This window comes from Streptomyces anthophorae, assembly GCF_049310305.1.
Taxonomy (GTDB): domain Bacteria; phylum Actinomycetota; class Actinomycetes; order Streptomycetales; family Streptomycetaceae; genus Streptomyces.
Window position 1 is genome coordinate 5072846 of the sequence record NZ_JBLWQQ010000001.1, and the last position, 24516, is coordinate 5097361.

At 68.1% G+C, this 24516-nt stretch carries 18 protein-coding genes and 3 rRNA genes; 17 read left to right on the plus strand and 4 right to left on the minus strand.

The annotated features are described in order from the left end of the window. Positions 1-5 precede the first annotated feature (5 nt). A complete protein-coding gene (locus ACNYS0_RS23140; RefSeq protein ID WP_422476398.1) occupies positions 6-2180 on the minus strand; it encodes a protein kinase domain-containing protein in 2175 nt (724 codons plus the stop codon). 213 nt (positions 2181-2393) lie between these two features. Between ACNYS0_RS23140 and ACNYS0_RS23145 the strand changes: the two genes are divergently transcribed. The 16 genes from ACNYS0_RS23145 to ACNYS0_RS23220 all read left to right on the plus strand — a co-directional run bounded on the left by ACNYS0_RS23145 (position 2394) and on the right by ACNYS0_RS23220 (position 20210). Continuing rightward, positions 2394-2639 (plus strand): peptidase, encoded by a 246-nt coding sequence (locus ACNYS0_RS23145; RefSeq protein WP_422482758.1) that lies wholly within the window; start codon positions 2394-2396, stop codon positions 2637-2639. Positions 2640-2698: 59 nt separating this feature from the next. Then, on the plus strand, positions 2699-3199 hold the full coding sequence (locus tag ACNYS0_RS23150; RefSeq protein WP_422476399.1) for an EamA/RhaT family transporter: 501 nt from the start codon (positions 2699-2701) through the stop codon (positions 3197-3199). 1261 nt (positions 3200-4460) lie between these two features. Continuing rightward, on the plus strand, positions 4461-5219 hold the full coding sequence (locus ACNYS0_RS23155) for an ABC transporter ATP-binding protein (RefSeq protein WP_422476400.1): 759 nt from the start codon (positions 4461-4463) through the stop codon (positions 5217-5219). Between the two features lie 34 nt (positions 5220-5253). Beyond that, positions 5254-5991, plus strand: coding sequence for an ABC transporter permease (locus ACNYS0_RS23160; RefSeq protein ID WP_422476401.1), 738 nt, complete (start codon positions 5254-5256; stop codon positions 5989-5991). A gap of 91 nt (positions 5992-6082) precedes the next feature. After that, positions 6083-6907, plus strand: coding sequence for a pyrroline-5-carboxylate reductase (proC, locus tag ACNYS0_RS23165; RefSeq protein ID WP_422476402.1), 825 nt, complete (start codon positions 6083-6085; stop codon positions 6905-6907). 698 nt (positions 6908-7605) lie between these two features. Continuing rightward, positions 7606-9131: ribosomal RNA gene (locus ACNYS0_RS23170) — 16S ribosomal RNA — on the plus strand. Between the two features lie 302 nt (positions 9132-9433). Continuing rightward, a 23S ribosomal RNA gene (locus tag ACNYS0_RS23175) occupies positions 9434-12555 on the plus strand. Positions 12556-12643: 88 nt separating this feature from the next. Continuing rightward, positions 12644-12760, plus strand: a 5S ribosomal RNA gene (gene rrf / locus ACNYS0_RS23180). The 16S, 23S and 5S rRNA genes sit together here, the layout of an rRNA operon. Positions 12761-12830: 70 nt before the next feature. Continuing rightward, a complete protein-coding gene (locus ACNYS0_RS23185; protein ID WP_422482759.1) occupies positions 12831-13475 on the plus strand; it encodes an HAD family hydrolase in 645 nt (214 codons plus the stop codon). Positions 13476-13554: 79 nt separating this feature from the next. Further along, positions 13555-14808, plus strand: a complete 1254-nt coding sequence (locus ACNYS0_RS23190; RefSeq protein ID WP_422476403.1) for an MFS transporter — start codon at positions 13555-13557, stop codon at positions 14806-14808. Further along, a complete protein-coding gene (locus tag ACNYS0_RS23195) occupies positions 14759-15934 on the plus strand; it encodes an acetoin utilization protein AcuC (RefSeq protein ID WP_422476404.1) in 1176 nt (391 codons plus the stop codon). Before ACNYS0_RS23190 ends, ACNYS0_RS23195 begins: the two co-directional genes overlap by 50 nt. 475 nt (positions 15935-16409) lie before the next feature. Beyond that, a complete protein-coding gene (locus ACNYS0_RS23200; RefSeq protein WP_422476405.1) occupies positions 16410-17225 on the plus strand; it encodes a phosphatase in 816 nt (271 codons plus the stop codon). A gap of 129 nt (positions 17226-17354) precedes the next feature. After that, the gene (locus ACNYS0_RS23205) at positions 17355-17564 is read left to right on the plus strand and encodes a helix-turn-helix domain-containing protein (protein WP_266711274.1); all 210 of its coding nucleotides are present in this window, start codon (positions 17355-17357) and stop codon (positions 17562-17564) included. Positions 17565-17714: 150 nt separating this feature from the next. Continuing rightward, entirely contained in the window at positions 17715-17813 is a 99-nt protein-coding gene (locus ACNYS0_RS23210) for a 30S ribosomal protein bS22 (protein ID WP_003948845.1), read from the plus strand. Positions 17814-18072: 259 nt separating this feature from the next. Further along, positions 18073-19152: an NAD-dependent epimerase/dehydratase family protein gene (locus tag ACNYS0_RS23215; protein ID WP_422476406.1), complete on the plus strand. Its 1080-nt coding sequence runs from the start codon at positions 18073-18075 to the stop codon at positions 19150-19152. A gap of 14 nt (positions 19153-19166) precedes the next feature. Beyond that, entirely contained in the window at positions 19167-20210 is a 1044-nt protein-coding gene (locus ACNYS0_RS23220) for a lysophospholipid acyltransferase family protein (protein ID WP_422476407.1), read from the plus strand. A gap of 126 nt (positions 20211-20336) precedes the next feature. Here the strand turns inward: ACNYS0_RS23220 and ACNYS0_RS23225 are convergent, their stop codons facing one another. The 3 genes from ACNYS0_RS23225 to ACNYS0_RS23235 form a co-directional block, all read right to left on the minus strand. Further along, on the minus strand, positions 20337-21563 hold the full coding sequence (locus ACNYS0_RS23225) for a DUF5667 domain-containing protein (protein ID WP_422476408.1): 1227 nt from the start codon (positions 21561-21563) through the stop codon (positions 20337-20339). 262 nt (positions 21564-21825) lie between these two features. Next, the gene (locus ACNYS0_RS23230) at positions 21826-22650 is read right to left on the minus strand and encodes an ECF subfamily RNA polymerase sigma factor, BldN family (RefSeq protein ID WP_385760890.1); all 825 of its coding nucleotides are present in this window, start codon (positions 22648-22650) and stop codon (positions 21826-21828) included. 338 nt (positions 22651-22988) lie between these two features. Then, positions 22989-23927 carry an HAD family hydrolase gene (locus ACNYS0_RS23235; RefSeq protein ID WP_422476409.1) on the minus strand — a complete coding sequence of 313 codons (939 nt, stop codon included), beginning with the start codon at positions 23925-23927 and terminating at the stop codon, positions 22989-22991. A gap of 106 nt (positions 23928-24033) precedes the next feature. On the opposite strand from ACNYS0_RS23235, the gene ACNYS0_RS23240 reads away from it, so the two are divergent. Further along, positions 24034-24321 (plus strand): glutaredoxin family protein, encoded by a 288-nt coding sequence (locus ACNYS0_RS23240; protein WP_399238511.1) that lies wholly within the window; start codon positions 24034-24036, stop codon positions 24319-24321. The last annotated feature ends 195 nt before the right edge of the window (positions 24322-24516 follow it).

Below are 24516 nucleotides of genomic sequence, written 5' to 3' on the forward strand. Positions count from 1 at the left end.
AAGCCCTAAGGATCGTCCGCCGTGGCGGCACCGGAGACGGTGCCGTCCGGCGCGCTCCCGTACACCCGGCCGCCGCTCACCACGGGCGCCGGAATGTCCGCCACCACCCGGTCGGAGCGGCCCGCGGGCCGGGGACCGCTCTGGCCGACCGGACGCCCCGTGCGCCGGTCCACGGCGAGCAGCCGCCCGTCGGGGGCCGTCACGTACACGCGGTCCGACGCGGCGTCGACGGCGGGCGCGGAGCCCCGGCTCACGGAGGTCTCCGACCGCCACAACTCCTTGCCGTCCGCGAGGTCCTGCGCCACCAGCGCACCGCCCGCCGCGAGCAGATACGCGGTGTCGCCGTGCAGCGCCGCCGTCGCGGACGGCAGCGGCAGTGCCAGCCGTACGCGACGCGCCACCGCCCCGTCCGCGAGGCGATGGCCGACGAGCGCGACGGTCCGGCCCGACGCGTCCCGCTCCGTGCACCACACGACCCCGCCGGACACCCCGATCGGCGTCGCCGTGCCCGGCGACCGCTGCCGCCAGCGGACGGCACCCGTCCTCGGATCCACCGCGCTCACCTGGGTGTTCGCCCCGTCGGGCGCCGGCGCCGTGGCGTAGGCCAGGCCACCACCGACGTACGAGAGGGTGGACCGCGGTCCCAGGGCCCGGCGACGGCTCCACTCCCGTCGCCCGGTCGCGCTGTCGACCGCGCTCAGCGTGCCGTCGGGCGCCGCGAGGAGCACCCGCCCCGCCGCCTGACGCACCTGCCCCTGGAACCGCGACACATCCATCGACCAGCGCGACTTCCCCGTACCGGCCGCCATCGCGACGAGCCGGGACCCGTCCGGGGTGAGCGCGTGCACCAGGCCGCCCGACACCACGGGCGCCGCCCCGCCGACGTCCCCCGTGCCGCCGGACGCCTTCCGCTTCCACCGCACCGAGCCGTCCCGCGGATCGAGCGACACGGCCAGCGCGCCGGGTACGACGCAGTTCAGGCTCCCGGCCCCGTACGAGCAGGCGGGCGCGGCACCGGGGCCGAGCTTGCTCCGCCAGGGGTGGAACGTGGCGGGGGAGCCCGCCGGGGCGGTGCGGGTGCCGGTGCCGGAGTCGCCGCCCGTGAGCAGGGTCGCCGTGAGCGCGCCGCCCAGGGCGAGGGCCCCGGCGAGGGTGAGGAGGGTGCGGGGGCGTGGCCGCCTGCGCGCCGCCGACGAACCGGGCGCCTCCTGAACGGGGCCGCCGGTGCCGGGCCCGACCGGCCCGACCGGCCCGACGGACTCGACGGACTTGACCGGCTCGACCGACCTGACCGGCTCGTTCGACTCGACCGGCGCGCGCTGCGCCGGGATGAACGCCTGGGTGTCGTACCGCGCCGAGATCCGCCGAAGCTCCGCCATCAGCTCGTCCGGCGTGGGCCGGTCCTCCGGCTCCTTGGCCAGACAGGCGAGGACGAGCGGCGCGAGGTCGTCGGGCACGCCGGACACATCCGGTTCGTCGTGCACCACCTGGTACGCCACCAGGTAGGGACTGTCCGAGTCGAAGGGGCCGCGCCCCGTCGCCGCGTGCACGAGCAGCGAGCCGAGCGCGAACACATCGGCGGCCGGGCCGACTTCACGCGGGCTGCGGAACTGCTCGGGTGCCATGAACGGCGGCGTACCGATCAACTTCCCGGTCTCGGTGCGCAGTTCACTGTCCTTCGGCCGCGAGATGCCGAAGTCGATGACCTTCGGGCTGTCCTCGGCGAGCAGCACATTGCTCGGCTTCAGATCCCGGTGCACGACACCGGCGCGATGAATGTCGCGCAGCGCCTCCGCGAGCCCGGCCGTCAGGTGCCGCAATTGCGCCGGGCACAGCGGCCCGTTCCGCTTGACGTGCTCGGCGAGGGTCGGACCGGGGATGAACAGCGTTGCCATCCACGGCAGTTCGGCCTCCGGGTCGGCGTCCACGACCGGCGCGGTGAAGGCTCCGCTGACCCGCCGCGCGGCCGCCACTTCCTGCCGGAACCGCCCCCTGAACTCGGGGTCCTCCGCGAACTCGGCGTGCACCACCTTCACCGCGAGCGGCAGCCCCGCCGCCGACCGCGCCAGATGCACGACGCCCATGCCGCCCGCGCCGAGGCGCTCCTCCAGCCGGTAGTGCCCGGCATACGCCGGAAGTTCCGCTTCCGGTCCGCTCCCGATGCTGTTGTACGACGGCATGTCCACGCCCCCCGTGGCTGATGAACGGGCCTTGCTAGCCTGCGTGTTCGACATTCCAACACACATATTTCAACGGGCCCTCAACGAACGTTGAACGAGTCGGCCCGACGGGGGAGACCCAGAAAAGTGGCACCAGAGGAGCAGCCCGTGCAGTCGGATCAGTCCGGCCAGTCCGCTCAGTCCGCTCTGTCCGTGGAAGCGGCGGCGGCGTCGATGTACTACCCGGTGGCGCCGGGCTACAACGTGAACGTCCGCAGCGGCCCCGGCACCCAGTACCGCGTGGTGCGCGTGCTGCCGCTGAGCGCGAAGGTGCCGATCTTCTGCCAGAAGCCGGGCGAGACGGTCGCCGGCCCGTACGGCACGTCGAGGATCTGGGACAACATCGGCGTCGGCGAATACGTCTCCGACACCTACGTGAAGACGGGCAGCGACGGCTACGTGGCGCCGCGCTGCGCCTGAGCCGCGCGGCCCGGACCGGGCTGCGGGACGCGCGGCCCGGTCCGGTGATAATCGATGGCGTGAGCGACGAAACCGGCACCCCCAGCACCTCCCCGGCCCCGGGGCCCCAGCCCGAGGAGATCCGCTTCTTCGGCACGACCTGGGTCGACCACAGCGGCAACTACGGCCTGCGCCGGGCCGCGGTCGGCGTGGGCGCGCTCGTCCTGGCGGCCGCCGGCTGCTTCGTCCTCCGGTTCGCCTACGAGGGCCTGGCCATCGCCGACGTCGGATCCCTCGTGAACCTGCTGCTCATCGTGATGTTCGCGGTGTGCAGCGCGCTCGCCTTCGCCCGCACCCGCACCGGTTTCACCGAGCGCCACGACCCCGAGAAGCAGGCGTCGCTGCGCGGTTTCCTGGCGATCGGCTTCGTGGGAGTCCTGCTCGCCTACGCCCTGCGGTGCCTCGTCGAGGCGCCGGGCGAGAAGCTCCGCCGCGAGGAGTACGAGACGGCTCGCGAGCAGTACGAGCGCCGCACGAAGCGCCGCACGGGCAACCCGTCCAAGAAAAAGGGCAAGCGCTGATCCCGCCGGGACTGAGCGGTCCTATCCGCCGTTACGACCTCGTGGCGCTGCCCGCCGGGCCGAGCAGGCGGAACCGGCGTTGCGGCCTCGTGGCGCTGCCCTGCCGGGGCTGAGCAGGCGGAACCGGCGTTGCGGCCTCGGGGCTCCGCCCCGGACCCCGCGCCTCAATCGCCGGCGGGGCTGTCATTGCTGAACCGGCGCCAGGGCTCCGCCTCAGGCCCCGCGAGCGGGTCTCAAAAGATCGGGGCGTTGCCCCGGACCCCGCGTGTCCCGTCCCAGACCGGGGCTTGAATCGCCCCTCCAGGTGCGTCGCCCCACGGGTCACCGCACCCGCGACGGCAAGGCCCGCCCCGCCTTGGGCAATCTGCCGCAGCAACGCCTCCCCACCCGTTGCGGGACGGCCGCCCCCGCCTTGGGCAGCCTGCCGCCGGCACGGCTCCCCACTCGTGACGAGCAGCCGCCACCGCGTTGGGCCGCCGCCGCCGACCCCGGCTCCCCGCCTGTTGCGGGACGGCCGCCCCCGCCTTGGGCAGCCTGCCGCCGGCACGGCTCCCCACTCGTGACGAGCGGCCGCCACCGCGTTGGGCCGCCGCCGCCGACCCCGGCTCCCCGCCTGTTGCGGGACGGCCGCCCCCGCCTTGGGCAGCCTGCCGCCGGCACGGCTCCCCACTCGTGACGAGCGGCCGCCACCGCGTTGGGCCGCCGCCGCCGACCCCGGCTCCCCGCCTGTTGCGGGACGGCCGCCCCCGCCTTGGGCAGCCTGCCGCCGGCACGGCTCCCCACCCGTGACGAGCGGCCGCCACCGCGTTGGGCCGCCGCCGCCGACCCCGGCTCCCCGCCTGTTGCGGGACGGCCGCCCCCGCCTTGGGCAGCCTGCCGCCGGCACGGCTCCCCACCCGTGACGAGCGGCCGCCACCGCGCTGGGCCACCGCCGACCCCGCCTCCCCACCCGTTGCGGTCAGCCGCCACCGCCTTGGGCAATCTGCCGCCTTGGGCGGCAGGGTGGGCAAGGCGGCCCCCGGTGCCGCGCACCCATGGGACGGGCGCCGCCCCCGGCAGAAGCCCCCCCGGGTGCCGCGCACCGATGACGACGGGCGCCACCCCGGCACAGGCCCACCCCCGGTGCAGCGCACCCATGACTACAGGCGCCGACCCCGGCACAGGCCCACCCCCGCCGCCGCGCGCCCAGAACCACCGACCCCGAAACCGCCCCCGGCCCACCTTGACGCCCCACCCCCTCCGGAGGATTATTCATCGTGTGATGAATAAAACGCCACCCGCCGTGGACGCCACCGGACTCACCGTCGCCCGCGGCCCCCGCACCGTCCTGCGAGCCCTGGACTTCACCGTCCCGCGCGGCCAGATCACCGGCCTCCTCGGCCCCTCCGGCTGCGGCAAATCAACCCTGATGCGCTCCGTCGTCGGCACCCAGGCCAAGGTCACCGGCACCCTCACGGTCCTCGACCACCCCGCAGGCCACCCGAACCTGCGCTCCCGCGTCGGCTACGTGACCCAGGCCCCCTCCGTCTACCTCGACCTGTCCATCCGCCAGAACCTCGCCTACTTCGCCTCCGTCCTGCTCCCCGGCAGGTCCGCCGCCGCCCACCGCAACGCCGAGGTCGACCGCGTCCTCACCGACGTAGACCTCACCTCCCACGCCGACGCCCTCGCCGGGAACCTCTCCGGCGGCCAGCTCAGCCGCGTCTCCCTGGCCGTCGCCCTGCTCGGCACCCCCGAACTCCTCGTCCTCGACGAGCCGACCGTCGGCCTCGACCCCGTCCTCCGCCGCGACCTGTGGAACCTCTTCCACGACCTCGCCGCCCGCGGCACCACGATCCTCGTCTCCTCGCACGTCATGGACGAGGCCGAGCGCTGCCACCGCCTCCTCCTCATGCGCGAGGGCGAACTGCTCGCCGACGACAGCCCCGACGCCCTGCGCGAGCGCACCGCCGCACCCACCGTCGAAGAGGCCTTCCTGCACCTCGTCGACGAAGCGAACGCGAACACCCCCGCCCACTGACGCACCCACCGACCAAAGCCCCGGGGAACCCGCCATGAACACGTACCGCACCACCGCCACCGCACTCCGCGTCCTGCGCCAGCTCCGCCACGACCCGCGCTCGATCGCCCTGATGCTGCTCGTCCCGTGCGTGATGCTCTTCCTGCTCCGCTACGTCTTCGACGGCAGCCAGGCCACCTTCAACTCCATCGGCGCCTCGCTCCTCGGCATCTTCCCGCTGATCACGATGTTCCTGGTGACGTCCATCGCCACCCTCCGCGAACGCACGAGCGGCACCCTGGAACGCCTCCTGTCCATGCCGCTCGGCAAGGCGGACCTGATCGGCGGCTACGCGCTCGCCTTCGGCGCCGTCGCGGTCGTCCAGTCGATCCTCGCCACGGGCCTCGCCCTCTGGGCCCTGGACCTCGACGTCACCGGCTCGGCCTGGCTGCTCCTCCTGGTCGCCCTCCTCGACGCCCTGCTCGGCACGGCCCTCGGCCTCTTCGTCTCGGCCTTCGCGGCATCGGAGTTCCAGGCGGTCCAGTTCATGCCGGCGGTGATCTTCCCGCAGCTGCTGCTCTGCGGCCTGTTCACCCCGCGCGACCAGATGCAGCCGGTCCTGGAGGGGATCTCCAACGTCCTCCCCATGTCGTACGCGGTCGACGGCATGAACGAGGTCCTCAAGCACACCGACCTCACCGCCACCTACATCCGCGACGCCGTGATCGTCGCCGGCTGCGCCGTGCTCGTCCTCGCCCTCGGCGCCGCGACCCTGCGCCGCCGTACGGCCTGAGCCCGTTCCGCCCACCGGACAACCGCGTACGACGGGCAGGGCCGATGCGAGGATGCGTGCGGACGGACGACGCACACGGAAGGCCCCGCTCATGAGCCAGCACCCCCGCCACAAGGTCGCCGTACTCGGCACGGGCAAGATCGGCGAAGCCCTGCTCAGCGGAATGATCCGCGGCGGCTGGGCACCGAGCGACCTCATGGTCACGGCCCGCCGCCCGGAACGCGCCGAGGAACTCCGCACCCGCTACGGCGTCACCCCGGTCACCAACCAGGAAGCGGCCAAGCAGGCCGACACCCTGATCCTCACGGTGAAGCCCCAGGACATGGGCACGCTGCTCGACGAGCTCGCCCCGCACGTCCCCTCCGACCGCCTGGTCATCAGCGGCGCGGCCGGCATCCCCACCACCTTCTTCGAGGAACGCCTCCCCGAGGGCACCCCGGTGGTCCGCGTCATGACGAACACCCCGGCCCTGGTCGACGAGGCGATGTCCGTCATCTCCGCCGGCACCCACGCCACAGCCGCCCACCTCACCCACGCCGAGGAACTCTTCGGCTCGGTCGGGCAAACGCTCCGCGTCCCCGAGTCCCAGCAGGACGCCTGCACGGCTCTCTCCGGCTCGGGCCCGGCCTACTTCTTCTTCCTGGTCGAGGCCATGACCGACGCGGGCATCCTCCTCGGCCTCCCGCGCGACAAGGCCCACGACCTCATCGTCCAGTCCGCCATCGGCGCCGCCACGATGCTCCGCGACAGCGGCGAACACCCGGTCAAGCTCCGCGAGAACGTGACGTCCCCCGCCGGCACGACCATCAACGCGATCCGCGAACTCGAGAGCCACGGCGTACGAGCGGCCCTCATCGCCGCCCTCGAAGCCGCCCGCGACCGCAGCCGCGAACTGGCCTCCGGCAACAACAGCTGACCCGCGTACGGGCCCGAGGCGTGAAGTTGACACGCCCCGGGCCCATCCGTAGTGTTCTCCGAGTTGTCCGCCGTGAGCGCCGACCCCGGTCGGTCCCCGGACAACCATTCCGCAAGACCTCTCAAAAGCACGACGACTGGCTTCTGCTCGGTCGTCGTCTGTATTTGCGTGCGTCTTTGCGAAATGAGGAATCCACGTTCGAAAGGACGCGACCCCGATTAGCTCGGGGGCCGGGAATCCGCTAAAGTCTCACTCGCCGGAACGGCCCAACAGCCGGGAAGACAAGCCCCCCTGACTGGGAATCAGGCCCGAAAGGATCTGATAGAGTCGGACTCGCCGGAAAGCCGAAAGGCCGGAAAGCGAAGCGGAACCGAGGAAAACGGGCCGGGAAACGGTCTGATAGAGTCGGAAACGCAAAACAGCAAGAACAAAAGCAAGACCCGAAGGGAAGCGCCCGGAGGAAAGCCCGAGAGGGTGAGTACAAAGGAAGCGTCCGTTCCTTGAGAACTCAACAGCGTGCCAAAAATCAACGCCAAAATTTGTTGATACCCCGTCTCCAGCATCCGCTGGGACGAGGTTCCTTTGAAAAGTCCTGCCAGCCATTGGCTGGCAGGCGCACAGCGAGGACGCTGTGAACGGTCGGATTATTCCTCCGACCGTTCCGCTCTCGTGTGTGTCACCGGGATATCCCGGAAACATTCACGGAGAGTTTGATCCTGGCTCAGGACGAACGCTGGCGGCGTGCTTAACACATGCAAGTCGAACGATGAAGCCCTTCGGGGTGGATTAGTGGCGAACGGGTGAGTAACACGTGGGCAATCTGCCCTTCACTCTGGGACAAGCCTTGGAAACGAGGTCTAATACCGGATAACACTCCCATTCTCCTGGATGGGGGTTAAAAGCTCCGGCGGTGAAGGATGAGCCCGCGGCCTATCAGCTTGTTGGTGAGGTAATGGCTCACCAAGGCGACGACGGGTAGCCGGCCTGAGAGGGCGACCGGCCACACTGGGACTGAGACACGGCCCAGACTCCTACGGGAGGCAGCAGTGGGGAATATTGCACAATGGGCGAAAGCCTGATGCAGCGACGCCGCGTGAGGGATGACGGCCTTCGGGTTGTAAACCTCTTTCAGCAGGGAAGAAGCGAAAGTGACGGTACCTGCAGAAGAAGCGCCGGCTAACTACGTGCCAGCAGCCGCGGTAATACGTAGGGCGCAAGCGTTGTCCGGAATTATTGGGCGTAAAGAGCTCGTAGGCGGCTTGTCACGTCGATTGTGAAAGCTCGGGGCTTAACCCCGAGTCTGCAGTCGATACGGGCTAGCTAGAGTGTGGTAGGGGAGATCGGAATTCCTGGTGTAGCGGTGAAATGCGCAGATATCAGGAGGAACACCGGTGGCGAAGGCGGATCTCTGGGCCATTACTGACGCTGAGGAGCGAAAGCGTGGGGAGCGAACAGGATTAGATACCCTGGTAGTCCACGCCGTAAACGGTGGGCACTAGGTGTGGGCAACATTCCACGTTGTCCGCGCCGCAGCTAACGCATTAAGTGCCCCGCCTGGGGAGTACGGCCGCAAGGCTAAAACTCAAAGGAATTGACGGGGGCCCGCACAAGCAGCGGAGCATGTGGCTTAATTCGACGCAACGCGAAGAACCTTACCAAGGCTTGACATACACCGGAAACGTCTGGAGACAGGCGCCCCCTTGTGGTCGGTGTACAGGTGGTGCATGGCTGTCGTCAGCTCGTGTCGTGAGATGTTGGGTTAAGTCCCGCAACGAGCGCAACCCTTGTTCTGTGTTGCCAGCATGCCCTTCGGGGTGATGGGGACTCACAGGAGACCGCCGGGGTCAACTCGGAGGAAGGTGGGGACGACGTCAAGTCATCATGCCCCTTATGTCTTGGGCTGCACACGTGCTACAATGGCCGATACAATGAGCTGCGATACCGCAAGGTGGAGCGAATCTCAAAAAGTCGGTCTCAGTTCGGATTGGGGTCTGCAACTCGACCCCATGAAGTTGGAGTTGCTAGTAATCGCAGATCAGCATTGCTGCGGTGAATACGTTCCCGGGCCTTGTACACACCGCCCGTCACGTCACGAAAGTCGGTAACACCCGAAGCCGGTGGCCCAACCCCTTGTGGGAGGGAGCTGTCGAAGGTGGGACTGGCGATTGGGACGAAGTCGTAACAAGGTAGCCGTACCGGAAGGTGCGGCTGGATCACCTCCTTTCTAAGGAGCACTTCTTACCGAGTCCTTCGGGGCGCGGTCAGAGGCCATTACGTCGGCACACGTTCGACGGTGGTTGCTCATGGGTGGAACGTTGATTATTCGGCACGATCGGTTGGCTTCACTAGTACTGCTTCGGCGTGGAACGTGAGAGTGGACAGGTCGGGCCGGGCACGCTGTTGGGTATCTGAGGGTACGGATTTGATCGCGACCTCAGTGCCGGCCCCGGTAAAGATCCGCTTCGGTGGGTTGTGACGGGTGGTTGGTCGTTGTTTGAGAACTGCACAGTGGACGCGAGCATCTGTGGCCAAGTTTTTAAGGGCGCACGGTGGATGCCTTGGCACCAGGAACCGATGAAGGACGTGGGAGGCCACGATAGTCCCCGGGGAGTCGTCAACCAGGCTTTGATCCGGGGGTTTCCGAATGGGGAAACCCGGCAGTCGTCATGGGCTGTCACCCGCTGCTGAATATATAGGCAGTGTGGAGGGAACGCGGGGAAGTGAAACATCTCAGTACCCGCAGGAAGAGAAAACAACCGTGATTCCGGGAGTAGTGGCGAGCGAAACCGGATGAGGCCAAACCGTATACGTGTGAGACCCGGCAGGGGTTGCGTGTGCGGGGTTGTGGGATCTCTCTTTTACGGTCTGCCGGCCGTGAGACGAGTAAGAAACCGTTGATGTAGACGAAGGACATGCGAAAGGTCCGGCGTAGAGGGTAAGACCCCCGTAGTCGAAACGTCAGCGGCTCGTTTGAGAGACACCCAAGTAGCACGGGGCCCGAGAAATCCTGTGTGAATCTGGCGGGACCACCCGTTAAGCCTAAATATTCCCTGGTGACCGATAGCGGATAGTACCGTGAGGGAATGGTGAAAAGTACCGCGGGAGCGGAGTGAAATAGTACCTGAAACCGTGTGCCTACAAGCCGTGGGAGCGTCGCTGTATGTGCTTGCACATGCAGTCGTGACTGCGTGCCTTTTGAAGAATGAGCCTGCGAGTTTGCGGTGTGTTGCGAGGTTAACCCGTGTGGGGAAGCCGTAGCGAAAGCGAGTCCGAACAGGGCGACATAGTAGCGCGCTCAAGACCCGAAGCGGAGTGATCTAGCCATGGGCAGGTTGAAGCGGAGGTAAGACTTCGTGGAGGACCGAACCCACCAGGGTTGAAAACCTGGGGGATGACCTGTGGTTAGGGGTGAAAGGCCAATCAAACTCCGTGATAGCTGGTTCTCCCCGAAATGCATTTAGGTGCAGCGTCGTGTGTTTCTTGCCGGAGGTAGAGCACTGGATAGGCGATGGGCCCTACCGGGTTACTGACCTTAGCCAAACTCCGAATGGCGGTAAGTGAGAGCACGGCAGTGAGACTGTGGGGGATAAGCTCCATGGTCGAGAGGGAAACAGCCCAGAGCATCGACTAAGGCCCCTAAGCGTACGCTAAGTGGGAAAGGATGTGGAGTCGCAGAGACAACCAGGAGGTTGGCTTAGAAGCAGCCACCCTTGAAAGAGTGCGTAATAGCTCACTGGTCAAGTGATTCCGCGCCGACAATGTAGCGGGGCTCAAGCGTACCGCCGAAGTCGTGTCATTGCAGCTATAGGGCCAACGCCCGCTGTGATGGGTAGGGGAGCGTCGTGTGCCGGGTGAAGCAGCACCGGAAGGTAGTTGTGGACGGTTCACGAGTGAGAATGCAGGCATGAGTAGCGATACACACGTGAGAAACGTGTGCGCCGATTGACTAAGGGTTCCTGGGTCAAGCTGATCTGCCCAGGGTAAGTCGGGACCTAAGGCGAGGCCGACAGGCGTAGTCGATGGATAACCGGTTGATATTCCGGTACCCGCTGTGACGCGAAAGACATCGAATCCAGTGATGCTAAGGCCGTGAAGCCGTTCCGGACCCTTCGGGGAATGGAAAGTGGTGGAGCCGCCGGCCCAAGCTGGTAGTAGGTGAGCGATGGGGTGACGCAGGAAGGTAGTCCAGCCCGGGCGATGGTAGTCCCGGGGTAAGGGTGTAGGCCGTGCGGTAGGTAAATCCGTCGCACACAAGGCTGAGACCTGATGCCGAGCCGATTGTGGTGAAGTGGATGATCCTATGCTGTCGAGAAAAGCCTCTAGCGAGTTTCATGGCGGCCCGTACCCTAAACCGACTCAGGTGGTCAGGTAGAGAATACCGAGGCGTTCGGGTGAACTATGGTTAAGGAACTCGGCAAAATGCCCCCGTAACTTCGGGAGAAGGGGGGCCATTCCTGGTGATGAGTCTTGCACTCTGAGCTGGGGGTGGCCGCAGAGACCAGCGAGAAGCGACTGTTTACTAAAAACACAGGTCCGTGCGAAGCCGTAAGGCGATGTATACGGACTGACGCCTGCCCGGTGCTGGAACGTTAAGGGGACCGGTTAGTCACATTTCGGTGTGGCGAAGCTGAGAACCTAAGCGCCAGTAAACGGCGGTGGTAACTATAACCATCCTAAGGTAGCGAAATTCCTTGTCGGGTAAGTTCCGACCTGCACGAATGGCGTAACGACTTCTCGACTGTCTCAACCATAGGCCCGGTGAAATTGCACTACGAGTAAAGATGCTCGTTTCGCGCAGAAGGACGGAAAGACCCCGGGACCTTTACTACAGTTTGATATTGGTGTTCGGTTCGGCTTGTGTAGGATAGGTGGGAGACTTTGAACTCGGTACGCCAGTATCGAGGGAGTCGTCGTTGAAATACCACTCTGGTCGTGCTGGATGTCTAACCTGGGTCCGTGATCCGGATCAGGGACAGTGTCTGATGGGTAGTTTAACTGGGGCGGTTGCCTCCCAAAGGGTAACGGAGGCGCCCAAAGGTTCCCTCAGCCTGGTTGGTAATCAGGTGTTGAGTGTAAGTGCACAAGGGAGCTTGACTGTGAGACCGACGGGTCGAGCAGGGACGAAAGTCGGGACTAGTGATCCGGCGGTGGCTTGTGGAAGCGCCGTCGCTCAACGGATAAAAGGTACCCCGGGGATAACAGGCTGATCTTCCCCAAGAGTCCATATCGACGGGATGGTTTGGCACCTCGATGTCGGCTCGTCGCATCCTGGGGCTGGAGTCGGTCCCAAGGGTTGGGCTGTTCGCCCATTAAAGCGGTACGCGAGCTGGGTTTAGAACGTCGTGAGACAGTTCGGTCCCTATCCTCTGTGCGCGTAGGAATATTGAGAAGGGCTGTCCCTAGTACGAGAGGACCGGGACGGACGAACCTCTGGTGTGCCAGTTGTCCTGCCAAGGGCATGGCTGGTTGGCTACGTTCGGAAAGGATAACCGCTGAAAGCATCTAAGCGGGAAGCCTGCTTCGAGATGAGTATTCCCACCCCCTCGAGGGGTTAAGGCTCCCAGTAGACGACTGGGTTGATAGGCCAGATCTGGAAGCACCGCAAGGTGTGGAGGTGACTGGTACTAATAGGCCGAGGGCTTGTCCTCAGTTGCTCGCGTCCACTGTGTTGGTTCTGAAACCACGAACAACCGTCGTAGCCATGTGCCACGGCTCCGGTTGACAGTTTCATAGTGTTTCGGTGGTCATAGCGTGAGGGAAACGCCCGGTTACATTCCGAACCCGGAAGCTAAGCCTCACAGCGCCGATGGTACTGCAGGGGGGACCCTGTGGGAGAGTAGGACGCCGCCGAACTAATTTTAGAGAAAAGCCCGGGCCGGGATACGGTCCGGGCTTTTCTGCGTTTAGGGTCGAATACATGGGCATTCGCTATGACCTCGTCATCTTCGACAACGACGGTGTACTCGTCGACAGTGAGCCGATCTCCAACACGCTCCTGGCCGGCTATCTCACCGAGCTCGGGCACCCGACCTCGTACGAGGAATCGCTGCGGGACTACATGGGCGCCGCCATGCACCGCGTGCACGATGTGGTGCTCGAGCGGACCGGGCAGCGGCTTCCCGAGGATTTCGACGAGGTCTTTCACGCGCGGGTGTTCGCGGCGTTCGAGCGGGAGCTGGAGCCGGTCGACGGGATCGTCGAGGTCCTGGAGAAGCTGACGGCCGACGGGGTGCCGTACTGCGTCGCGTCGTCCGGGAGTCATGAGCGGATCCGTGTCGGGCACCGGAAGACCGGGCTCGACAAGTGGTTCGGGGACGAGCGGATCTTCAGCTCGCAGGATGTGGGGCGGGGGAAGCCGGCGCCCGATCTGTTTCTGTACGCCGCCGAGCGGATGGGCCTTCCGCCGGAGAAGTGCCTGGTCGTCGAGGACAGCCCGCTCGGTGTGCAGGCCGCCGTCGCCGCCGGGATGGATGTGTACGGGTTCACCGCGATGACGCCCGCCGACCGGCTGGCACGGGCCGATGAACTCTTCGGCGACATGCGGGAGTTGCCCCGGCTGCTCGGCTGAGGGCGCCGAGGTCACGGTCGGCCCATGGTTTTGTGATCCATCTACCCACGGGTAGGGCGGAGGCATACGCTGTGCCGCCATGACCGATGGCACAGCCGGGACGGCCGGCACGGTGGGTGGGCGGCTGCGGTGGGGCCGTGGGGCGCTGGGGTTCAGCTTCTTCGCGCAGGGCGCCGCCTTCGCGCTCCTCGTGACCCGGATCCCCGCCATTCAGGACCAGTACGGGATATCCGACGCGCTGCTGCCCGTGTTCCTGGCCGCCGTGCCGGTGCTGGCCGGGGCCGGGAGCGTAGGCACCGAGCAGTTGGTGAAGAGGGTGCGGCCCAGCCGGGTGCTGAGGTGGTCGCAGCCCGTCGTGCTCCTGGCGCTGCTCGGGGTCGGGGCGGGGGACTCGCTGGCGGAGGTGGCCGTCGCGCTCGCCGCGTTCGGGTTGGCCGTGGGGGCGCTCGACGCCTCGATGAACATGCTCGGCGTCAGCCTTCAGCGGACGTACGGGCGCAGCATCATGCTGGGCTTCCATGCCGCGTACAGCTTCGGCGGGATCGTCGGGGCGTCGCTCGCGTGGGGCGGGGCGCACTGGGACCTGACGCTGTTCGTGTCGTATCTGCCGGTGGTGTGCGTGCTGCTGCCGCTCTGTCTCGTGGCGAGCCGGTGGTACGTGGACGGGCGGGCGGCCGCGGGGGAGGCGGACGCCGCGGAGCAGGGGCAGGGCGGCGGGGTCGTCTTCAAGGTGCTGCTGCCGCTGTGCCTGGTGATGTCCTTCGCGTACATCGGGGACTCGACGGTCTCGAACTGGAGCGCGAAGTACCTCCAGGACGTGCTGGGGAGCTCGGAGCAGCTGTCCACGGTTCCGTACAACGTCTACATGGTGATGACGCTGGTGGGGCGGGCCGTCGGGGATGTGGGGGTGCGGCGGTTCGGGGCGGTGGCCGTGGTGCGGCTGGGGGCTGTTGTGGCCGCCGGTGGGTTCGGTGTGGTGGCTGTGGCGCCGGGGGCCTGGGTGGGGATGCTGGGCTTCACGTTGCTGGGGCTGGGCTTGTGCGTGATCGTGCCGCAGACCTTCGCCGCGGCGGGGCGGCTGTTCCCGAACGCGTCGGATGCGGCGATCGCGCGGCTCAACATCTTCAACTACGTGGGTTTTCTGATCGGTTCGCCGCTTGTCGGGGCGATCGGGGACGCGTGGAGCTACCGCGGGGCGATGCTCGTGCCGATGGTGTTGGTGCTTCTTACGCTGGTGTACGCCCCGTCGTTCCGGGAGCGGGGGGACCGATACGGTGGCGGGCATGAGCGGCCGCGCGCAATTGATGTGGGACCCGGCGGTAGCGGGGTATGACTTCGGGCCCGGACACCCGATGGATCCGGTCAGGCTTGATCTGACCCGGAGACTCGTGGACGCGTTCGGGCTCGACCGGGAGCTGGAGGTCGTCGCGGCCAAGGCGGCGGGGGAGTCCACGCTGCGGCTCGTGCATCGCGAGGACTACGTGGAGGCGGTCAAGGCGGCTTCGGCCGATCCGGACGCCGCCGATCCGGCGTACGGGCTCGGGACCATGGACGATCCGGCATTCGCGGGGATGCACGAGGTGTCCGCGCTGATCGCCGGGCAGTCGGTGGGGGCCGCGGAGAGCGTGTGGCGGGGGGACGCGCTGCACGCCGTGAACTTCTCGGGCGGCCTGCACCATGCGATGCCGGGGGCGGCGTCCGGGTTCTGCGTCTACAACGACGCGGCGCTGGCGATCGCGCGGTTGCTGGAGCTGGGCGCCGAGCGGGTCGTGTACGTGGATGTGGACGTGCATCACGGGGACGGGGTGCAGGCGGCGTTCTGGGAGGACCCGCGGGTTCTGACGATCTCGCTGCACGAGCATCCCCGTACGTTGTTCCCGCAGACCGGGTGGCCCGAGGAGACCGGGGCGGACGGGGCCGGCGAGGGGACGGCCGTGAACGTGGCGCTGCCGGCGGGGACCGGGGACGCGGGGTGGCTGCGGGCGCTGCACGCGGTGGTGCCGGAGCTGTTGGCGGAGTTCCGGCCGCAGGTGCTGGTGACGCAGCACGGGGCCGATACGCACTTCGAGGATCCGTTGGCGCATCTGGCGGTTTCGCTGGACGCGCAGCGGGCGGTGCAGGTGGCGTGTCACGAGTGGGCGCACGAGTACGCGGACGGGAAGTGGGTCGCGCTCGGTGGGGGTGGCTACGCCGTGGTGGATGTGGTGCCGCGGTCGTGGACGCATCTGGTGGGGATCGCGGCGGGGCGGGAGATCGCGCCCGAGTCGGTGATTCCCGACGGGTGGCGGCAGGAAGTGTTCGCGCGTACGCGGCAGTTGGCTCCGCAGCGGATGACGGATGGGCGGTGGCCGGTGTCGTATCGGGAGTGGGAGGCGGGGTACGACCCCGCGGACCGGTTGGACCAGGCGATTCTGGCCACGCGTAAGTCGGCGTATCCCCTCCGGGGGCTGTTGCCGTGATCGGTGGGCGGCACCGGGGTTTTTGAGCCGTGCCGGGGTCGGCGCCCGTCGTGATGGGTGCGCGGCACCGGGGTTCCTGAGTCGGCCGGGGCCGGGGCCTCTGCGTTTGTTGCGCGGCGCAGGGGGATCCCACGTCGGCCGGGGCCGGGCCTCTCCCCTCGTTGCGCGGCACCGGGCGCCGCCTTGCCCACCCTGCCGCCCAAGGCGGCAGATTGCCCAAGGCGGGGGCGGCCTCGTCGTGACCTTCGGCGGAGGCGGGGTGGCGCCCGATGGGCCGACGCCCCTGGAGGGGGCGGGTGGGTGGGAGATAGGCGGGGGAGTCGGCGACAGACGGGGGGAGCCGGAGGCAGGCGAAGGAGTCGGAGGGGCGGAGGTCGGCGGGCCGAGAGGTGTGGTGGGGGCAGGGTTACTCCGACTGTGGGGTGTTTCGGGGTTTTCGGGGTGGAGGTGGGGGCAATGCAGCAACATCACAAGGGTGTTGAGCGTCGGCGCCCTGCGTGCGCATCTGTTGGCGGCTCGGCTTGCCGGGCCCGTGGCGACCTCCCGTGAGGAGAGTCTGCGGAGTTACCGCCTGTTCGAGGCGCGGGATCCGCGCGTGATGCTCGGGCTCGACCCCGAGTGGGTGTGGGGGCACCGGGACCTGCTCGCGCTGATGGCGGACAAGTGCGGGGTTTCCCGGGACCCGCGGCACCGGACAGGGCACGATGTCATCGATCCGGAACGGACGTTGGCGGCGCTGGACGCGTTTGCGGAGCGGCTCGGGAGGGCCGCGGAGAACCGTTCCCCGGTGCTGTTCGGGACGGGCCATCCGCATCGACTGCTCGGTTTCTACGCCGCGTTGGCGGACGCCCTGTCGGCGGTGGGTTGTCCCGTCCTCACCCCCGCGCAGGGCCGGAGTGTCGACATAACGACCCGGTTCGGCCTACGCACGTACAACCTCGACTACGACCGAGGAGTCGCGCTGGTGCGGGAACCGGGCGCGTACTCGGCGCGAAGTGACACCGGCGCGCACACCCATTCCCCACTCCCGGTTCGCCTGGTGCTGGGCGCGCTCTCGGAGGCCGGCGAGCCGCTGCCGGAGCTGGTCATCGGGGACCACGGATGGGTCTGCGGTGCAGGTCAGTTGGGGTTCGACGCCATCGGTCTGGCCGATACGGACGATCCCGCCCTGTTCGTCGGTGAGGCCGAGGGGCAGGTGGCCGTCGTCGTTCCACTTGATGACGCTGTGCGGTCTGATTACTACCGACCGCTTACTCGCTATGTACTCAATCGAGCGTGTCTGTCACAGTAGGCGGCCGATCGCTGCTCCTCTTCCCCACTCGCATCACCCGCCTCTACATTGGGGAGTGAGCACGCAACGACGTTGAGTCACCGGAAGGGGAAGCCGGTGGCCGTCGAGTGCGGAAGGTTCAGGTGTGTCATGGCTGCTGACCAGAGGCCTCTATCCGAGGTGGCGTTCCTGACCGTGGCGGAGGTCGCCGCGGTGATGCGTGTGTCGAAGATGACCGTGTACCGCTTGGTGCACAGCGGTCATCTGCCCGCGATCCGGGTGGGGAGGTCCTTCCGAGTCCCGGAGAACGCGGTTCACGAGTACCTCCGTGACTCTTACGTGGGGGTGGACGCCGGCTGATCCACAGGATCCCGCGGACCTCGATTTCTGCTCGGCGCTCGGGGCGGGGTAGGCTAGCCCCTCGTAGGTCGTGTGGGCCCCAATGCAGCCCCGCACCGAGTGATTGTCCCTGCATCGCAGGGGTTGTCCGAGAAGTGAGCGAGGGTAGTCGTGGGCTCTGTCATTAAGAAGCGGCGTAAGCGGATGGCGAAGAAGAAGCACCGCAAGCTGCTGAAGCGCACCCGCGTGCAGCGTCGCAACAAGAAGTAAGCGGCAGCTGCTGTACAGCGCGCCTTGTGGCCCTTCCACCATCCGGTGGGAGGGCCACATTGCGTTGCGCGGCCCGTGGCGGCGACAGCTCCCTTGAACAGGCAAATGTTCACTTCGGAACCTCCCGTTGTCCGGGTGTGTGGCCGTCGTCACTTCCTGCATCGAGCAGACATCACAGCGCAACATCGAACCGCTAACGTGGCCCGCAGGCAGTGATTGCGGAGCGCGGCGAGGCTGGGACGGAAGGTAGGCGCTGATCTTGGGCAAGGTCGTGCTCGTGACGGGGGTGGCCCGACAGCTGGGCGGCCGGTTCGTACGCAGGATCCAGCGGGACCCCGAGGTGGACCGGGTCATCGGCGTGGACGCGGTGCCGCCGGCGCACCATCTGGGCGGTGCCGACTTCCTTCAGGCCGACATCCGGCAGCCGACGATCGCGCGAGTGCTCGCCGAGTACGCCGTGGACACCGTCGTGCACATGGACGTGACCGGGACCCCGCTGGCCAGCGGTGGCCGGGGCGCGGTCAAGGAGACCAACGTCATCGGCACGATGCAGCTGCTCGGCGCGTGCCAGAAGGCGCCGAACGTGAAGCGCCTGGTGGTGAAGTCCAGCACCAATGTGTACGGGTCGGCTCCCCGCGATCCCGCCGTCTTCACCGAGACGACGCCGCCGAAGTCGCTGCCGAGCGGGGGCTTCGCCAAGGACACGGTGGAGGTCGAGGGGTATGTGCGCGGGTTCGCCCGGCGCCGTCCCGATGTCGCGGTCTGTGTGCTGCGCTTCGCCAACATCCTGGGGCCGACGGCGGATTCGCCGCTCGCCGAGTACTTTTCGCTGCCGGTCCTGCCGACGGTGTTCGGCTACGACCCGCGGTTGCAGTTCGTGCACGAGGACGACGTGATCGAGGTGCTGCGGATCGCCTCGCACGACCCGGCCCGGGGGACGTTGAACAGCGGCACGTTCAATATCGCCGGCGACGGTGTGCTGTTGCTGTCGCAGTGCTCGCGGCGGCTCGGCCGGCCGACGGTGCCGGTTCTCCTTCCCGCCGTGACCTGGGTGGGCGGCGCGCTGCGTACGCTGGGGGTGACGGACTTCTCGCCCGAGCAGATCCGGCTGCTCACGCACGGACGCATGGTGTCGACGGCCCAGATGCGCGACACACTGGGCTTTGCGCCCAAGTACACGACCGCGGAGGCGTTCGCGGAGTTCGTACGCGGCCGGGGCCCGGGCCTGTTGCCGCCGCAGGCACTCGCGGGGGCCGTGGACCGGATCGCCGCGTTGTCCTTCCTGGGCGGTGCCCACCGCACAGGTCCCAGCCACCCCCCGACGCAGAGCGCCAACTGAGGAGCGCATCAACGATGGCGGACGCCAAGGTCATTCCGTTCGACGACGACAGGTCGCGAGGGGCGGCGGCGAAGGGTGCCGCGCGCCGCGGCCGGGGCCCGGGGGGCGGTGCGCGCCGCAAGGGCGAACCCGTGGCCGTACGGGAGGTGCGGCCGTTGCAGCAGCCGGAGTCCGAACCCGAGCCCGGGCCGCAGGAGCCGGCCGGGCCGTCGCGGGGCGGCGGCTGGGACCGGAAGATCGCGGGTGGGCTCGCGTTCCTGCGGCGGCGGATCACCGGGGACTACGACGTCGACGAGTTCGGCTACGACCAGGAGCTCACCGACCAGGTCCTGATGTCGCTGCTGCGGCCGATCGCGGAGAAGTACTTCCGGGTCGAGGTGAAGGGCATCGAGAACATCCCGTCCGAAGGCGGGGCCCTGATCGTCTCCAACCACTCGGGGACGCTGCCGCTGGACGGCCTGATGATGCAGGTCGCCGTGCACGACAACCATCCGGCGAGCCGGCATCTGCGGCTGCTCGCGGCGGACCTGGTGTTCATGCTGCCGGTGGTCAACGAACTGGCGCGCAAGGCCGGGCACACGCTGGCCTGCGCGGAGGACGCGCAGCGGCTGCTCGAGAGCGGTGAGCTGGTCGGCGTCATGCCGGAGGGCTTCAAGGGGATCGGCAAGCCGTTCAGCGAGCGGTACAAGTTGCAGCGCTTCGGGCGGGGCGGCTTCGTGTCGACGGCGCTGCGGGCCGGGACGCCGATCGTGCCGTGCTCGATCGTCGGGGCGGAGGAGATCTACCCGATGGTCGGCAACGCCAAGACGCTCGCGCGGCTGCTCGGCTTCCCGTACTTCCCGATCACGCCGACGTTCCCGTGGCTGGGGCCGCTCGGTGCGGTGCCGCTGCCGACGAAGTGGACGATCCAGTTCGGCGAACCGATCCCGACGGACGGCTACCCGCCGGAGGCGGCGGAGGATCCGATGCTGATGTTCAACCTGACGGACCAGGTCCGCGAACAGATCCAGCACACGCTCTACAAGCTCCTGGTGCAGCGGCGGTCGGTGTTCTTCTGACGCGGCTTTCTTGGGGAGGTCGGGTCGGGCCGCTTTCTGTTCGGTGCGGCGTCACCGCGTCGGCGGGCGGAGTAGAACGAGTCGGGGCCCGAGGCAAGCCTCGGGCCCCGACTGCTGCGCGGTGTACTACTGCGCGTCCTCGCCGTCGACGCCCAGGCCCGGCAGGAGGCCCGGGAGCAGCGGGGGCACCGTCACGTCCGGCTTCGGGGAGTCCGTGCCGGTGTTGGAGCCCGGGCTGTCGTCCGAGGGGCTCGGGGTCGTCCCGTCCTTCGGCGGGTCGAGGAGGCCGCCCGTGTTCTCGCCGAGCAGACCCTCCTTGTCCTTGCCGGTGTCGGACGTGGACGGCTTCGGCTTCGTCGACGTCTTGTCGTCCTGGGAGGCGGAGCCGGAGGGCGTGGAGCCGCCGGTGTCCGGGGTCCCCGGCGACGTACCGTCCTGGCTGGTGCCGGGGCTCGTCGAGGCGCCCTTCTCGTCCGGGGTCCGCGGCAGCAGGGAGCGCAGCGGGCCGACCTCTTCGTCTATGGCGTCGAAGACCGAGCTGACCTGGTCCCGTACGTCCCCGAGCTGGACCGGCAGGCGGTCGCTCAGGGCCGTCCAGCTCTGCCTGTGCGCGTCGGAGAAGGTGGACAGGGCCTGGATCGGGCCGAGGGCGCCGTCGCGCTTGTACGCGTCGCTGAGCAGCCGGTGGCCCTCGGAGGCGTCGTACCGCACGCCGGAGAGCGCGCGCCTGACCTCGCCCACCGACTCGTGGTCGAGCTGTCCCGTGCGGCCGCGCTCCATGAGCCGGCGCGCCTCGCTCAGCCGCGTCGACGCCTGGTCGAGGTAGGCCTGGCCCTTGTCCGAGTCGCTGTTCGCCATGCCCAGCTTGAGGTCCTCCATGCCGCGCTTCAGGCCGTAGAGGTGGTCACCCGGCAGCGCGCTGGACGACGCCGCGGCCACACCGCTGAACGCGCCCGCGGCCACACCGACCGTGAGCCCGCCCGCCGCGATGCCCTTGGTCAGCCGGGAGCGGGGCCGCAGCTTCCGCAGCGGACTCGCCCGGTGCGCGCCCTTGCCCTGGCGCTGCTTCGGTACGGCGGCGGCCGCGCCGCCCTCCTGGACCATGGCCTCCATGGCGGCGACGAGCTGAGCCCGCTGCACCACTTTGACCTCGGGATCCAGCTCCGGCTTCGGCAGCTCGCCGAGAGCCGCGGCCAGGGACAGCAGCCCGCCCTCCTCGGCCGCCGCCGCATCGCTGCGCCGGACGGCCGGTTCTTCTTCCGGTTGCTGCGCCGCCGGGTCCTGGTCGGACTGGTCCTCCAGGGCCTGGGCGAAGGCGTTCGCCCGCCGGTGTGCCGATACGTTCGCGATCACTGGCGGCACCTCCTCTCAATCATGACGGTCGACTCCCCAGGGGGTCCTGGGGTTGCACCCCCGGTCCCGGATACACACCAAAGAGTGGGTGCATCCCGGTCGGGAGTGACCACAGGGAGCCTGCATCCCGCACAACGAGCGGCTCGGTACTTCGGTTACGCGCGAAATATGATCCGGGCGCGATCCCATCTCGCTTTCACCGTAGGTGAGTTGGGGACTGCGGGCAGTAACGGCGCCAGGGGTGAAGAAAGGGCGCCCCGGCTCAGCGGGCGTCGTCCGGCAGAAGTCGCGCCAGCGTGCGTACCGCCCGGTACTGGAGGGTCTTGATCGCGCCCTCGTTCTTGCCCATCGCGCGAGCGGTCTCGGCGACGGACAGGCCTTGCAGGAAGCGCAGCGTGACGCACTCCTGCTGCTGTGGGTTGAGGCGGCGCACGGCGTCGAGCAGGGCCGCGTTGGAGAGGGACTCCAGGACCGAGTCCTCGGGGGAACGCTCCACCTCGTTCGCATCGAGCATTTCGCCCGTGGTCACTTCGAGGCGGAAACGGCTCGACTTGAAATGGTCGGCGACCAGGTTGCGCGCGATCGTGACCAGCCAGGCGCCGAAGTCACGGCCCTGCCAGGTGAACGTGCTGATGCGGCGCAGCGCGCGCAGGAAGGTCTCGCTGGTGAGGTCCTCCGCTGTCGCCTTCCCGCCGACGCGGTAATAGATGTAGCGGTACACAGTGTCGCTGTACTGGTCGTAGAGCCGGCCGAACGCGTCGGCCTCGCCCCCCTGGGCGCGCTCGACCAGATCCATCATGCGGGCACTGTCGCTGTCGGCCGCGGGACGGCGGGCCGTAGGTGTGGCCGACCTGGCCGCGGTGCCCGAGGCGCCGGCGGACCCGGAACGGGCCCGCCGACCTACGGTGGCCGCGGTCGAATCGGCCATGGCGAAACATGGCGAGGCAGGGGCGGGCACGGCCGACGCTGCCGCAGCGGCGAGGGCGGGGACGGCGTACGCGGTGGGGACGAAACCGCGCAAGCGGTCCACGACCGTCGCGTGCAGCGTTGCCAGGCCCGAGGCGTCAACCCCGACGTGTGGGTACACGGGACTCCCAGAGGCAGAGCTTCCATCACGTGCAGTGCGGGACCGTTCACCCGTCGTGCTGACGCGTGGGTACCGGTTTGCGTCTGAGGAGAATAACGCTTCGTGCAGGGAGCACTACACCCAGTTGCTCAAATCACCGATTACGTCACTTCTGTAGTCACTCGACGGCGTTTCAAGTACCAGAGAGTGACCACTTGTTGATCGATTACGTTCAAGTTCCGGCTCTGGCGGTGACGTGTTGTGGCCGAGTGGTACTTGCGGGACTGGCGGGGGCGGGACACGGGTAGGACGTTCGGAATGTCGTCCCGGGCCGCCGCGCGACCGTCCGTGACCGGTTGTCAGCGACGGCGCCGGTGCAGCGCGATCGCCGCGGCCGTGCCGCCCGCGACCGCGCCGACGCCGGCCGCGGCGGGGAGCCCGACCTTCGCGGCCTTGCGGCCCGTGCGGTAGTCCCGCAGCCGCCAGTCGCGCTCGCGTGCGTACTTGCGCAGCTTCGCGTCCGGGTTGATCGCGTACGGGTGTCCGACGAGCGAGAGCATCGGGATGTCGTTGTGCGAGTCGCTGTACGCGGCGCAGCGGCCGAGCTCCAGGCCCTCGGCGGAGGCGAGCGCGCGGACCGCCTCGGCCTTCGCGGGGCCGTGCAGCGGTTCGCCGACGAGGCGGCCGGTGTAGACGCCGCCGATGGACTCGGCGACCGTGCCGAGCGCGCCGGTCAGGCCGAGGCGGCGGGCGATGACCGTGGCGATCTCCACGGGCGCGGCGGTGACCAGCCAGACCTTCTGGCCCGCGTCCAGGTGGGCCTGGGCGAGGGCGCGGGTGCCGGGCCAGATCCGCTCGGCCAGGTACTCGTCGTAGATCTCCTCGCCGATGGACATCAGCTCGGCGACGCGGTGGCCCTTCACGATGGACAGGGCGCTGTTCTGCGCGTCCTGCATGTGCTCGGGGTCCTCGACACCGGCGATCCTGAACCAGGCCTGCTGCCAGGCGAAGCGGGTCAGCTCGCGGCGCTCGAAGAACTTCCGCTTGTAGAGGCCGCGGCCGAAGTGGAAGATCGCCGCGCCCTGCATCACGGTGTTGTCCAGGTCGAAGAAGGCGGCGGCCTTGTCGTCGCCCGCGACCGGGAACTCCGGTTCCTGGACCTCGTCGTCGACCGGCGGCGACTGGTCCGCCAGCTCCTGGGAGGACTTGCGGGCGGCCTCGGCCGAAGCCTCGCCTGCCAGCACGCTCCGCGCGGTGGCGGAGCGCCTACGGGGTGTGAGCCATCCGAGAGCGGCCATGTCGTGAGCATAGCCAGTCTGTTCGGGGGTTCCGGAGTCGAGCGGGTTTCGGGAGCCTGTCCGCACGTGAATTCTCGGCGACAGGAGGGCCATGGGTGGGGCGAGAATGGCCGGTATGAGTCCCATTTTTCGCAACCGCGAGAAGAAGGATCCGCGTGAGCGGATCGTCACGCTGATCGGCAAGCCGGGCTGTCATCTGTGCGACGACGCACAGGTGGTGATCGAGAAGGTGTGTGCCGAGGTCGGAGCGTCCTGGGAGAAGAAGGACATCACCGAGGACGAGGAGCTGTACCGCAAGTACTGGGAACAGATCCCGGTCGTTCTCGTCGACGGGGCGCAGCACGATTTCTGGCGCGTCCAGGAGGAGAGGCTGCGGCGCGCGCTCACGCGGTGACGGTCCGCTCACGACGCCCCGGACCGGTCCCTGTCGGTCTCGGTCCGGTCGTACAAGTCACTGACCGACGAGTCCAACTGGTCCCAAAAGTCGCTTAGGATCGAGGGCGGTTTTGGTCTCGGGGGCGTGGATCTTGGCAACGTTGAGGAGAGTGTGCCGTTTTGGCCCCCACTGGTGAGCAACGAAGCTGCCTGC

Coding starts and splice junctions, on each gene's coding strand:
- ACNYS0_RS23235 (WP_422476409.1), bottom strand. CDS start 23,927: ATGGCCGCTCTCGGATGGCTCACACCCCGTAGGCGCTCCGCCACCGCG.
- ACNYS0_RS23195 (WP_422476404.1), top strand. CDS start 14,759: ATGAGCGGCCGCGCGCAATTGATGTGGGACCCGGCGGTAGCGGGGTAT.
- ACNYS0_RS23160 (WP_422476401.1), top strand. CDS start 5,254: ATGAACACGTACCGCACCACCGCCACCGCACTCCGCGTCCTGCGCCAG.
- proC (WP_422476402.1), top strand. CDS start 6,083: ATGAGCCAGCACCCCCGCCACAAGGTCGCCGTACTCGGCACGGGCAAG.
- ACNYS0_RS23190 (WP_422476403.1), top strand. CDS start 13,555: ATGACCGATGGCACAGCCGGGACGGCCGGCACGGTGGGTGGGCGGCTG.
- ACNYS0_RS23145 (WP_422482758.1), top strand. CDS start 2,394: ATGTACTACCCGGTGGCGCCGGGCTACAACGTGAACGTCCGCAGCGGC.
- ACNYS0_RS23205 (WP_266711274.1), top strand. CDS start 17,355: ATGGCTGCTGACCAGAGGCCTCTATCCGAGGTGGCGTTCCTGACCGTG.
- ACNYS0_RS23140 (WP_422476398.1), bottom strand. CDS start 2,180: ATGCCGTCGTACAACAGCATCGGGAGCGGACCGGAAGCGGAACTTCCG.
- ACNYS0_RS23155 (WP_422476400.1), top strand. CDS start 4,461: ATGAATAAAACGCCACCCGCCGTGGACGCCACCGGACTCACCGTCGCC.
- ACNYS0_RS23240 (WP_399238511.1), top strand. CDS start 24,034: ATGGCCGGTATGAGTCCCATTTTTCGCAACCGCGAGAAGAAGGATCCG.
- ACNYS0_RS23220 (WP_422476407.1), top strand. CDS start 19,167: ATGGCGGACGCCAAGGTCATTCCGTTCGACGACGACAGGTCGCGAGGG.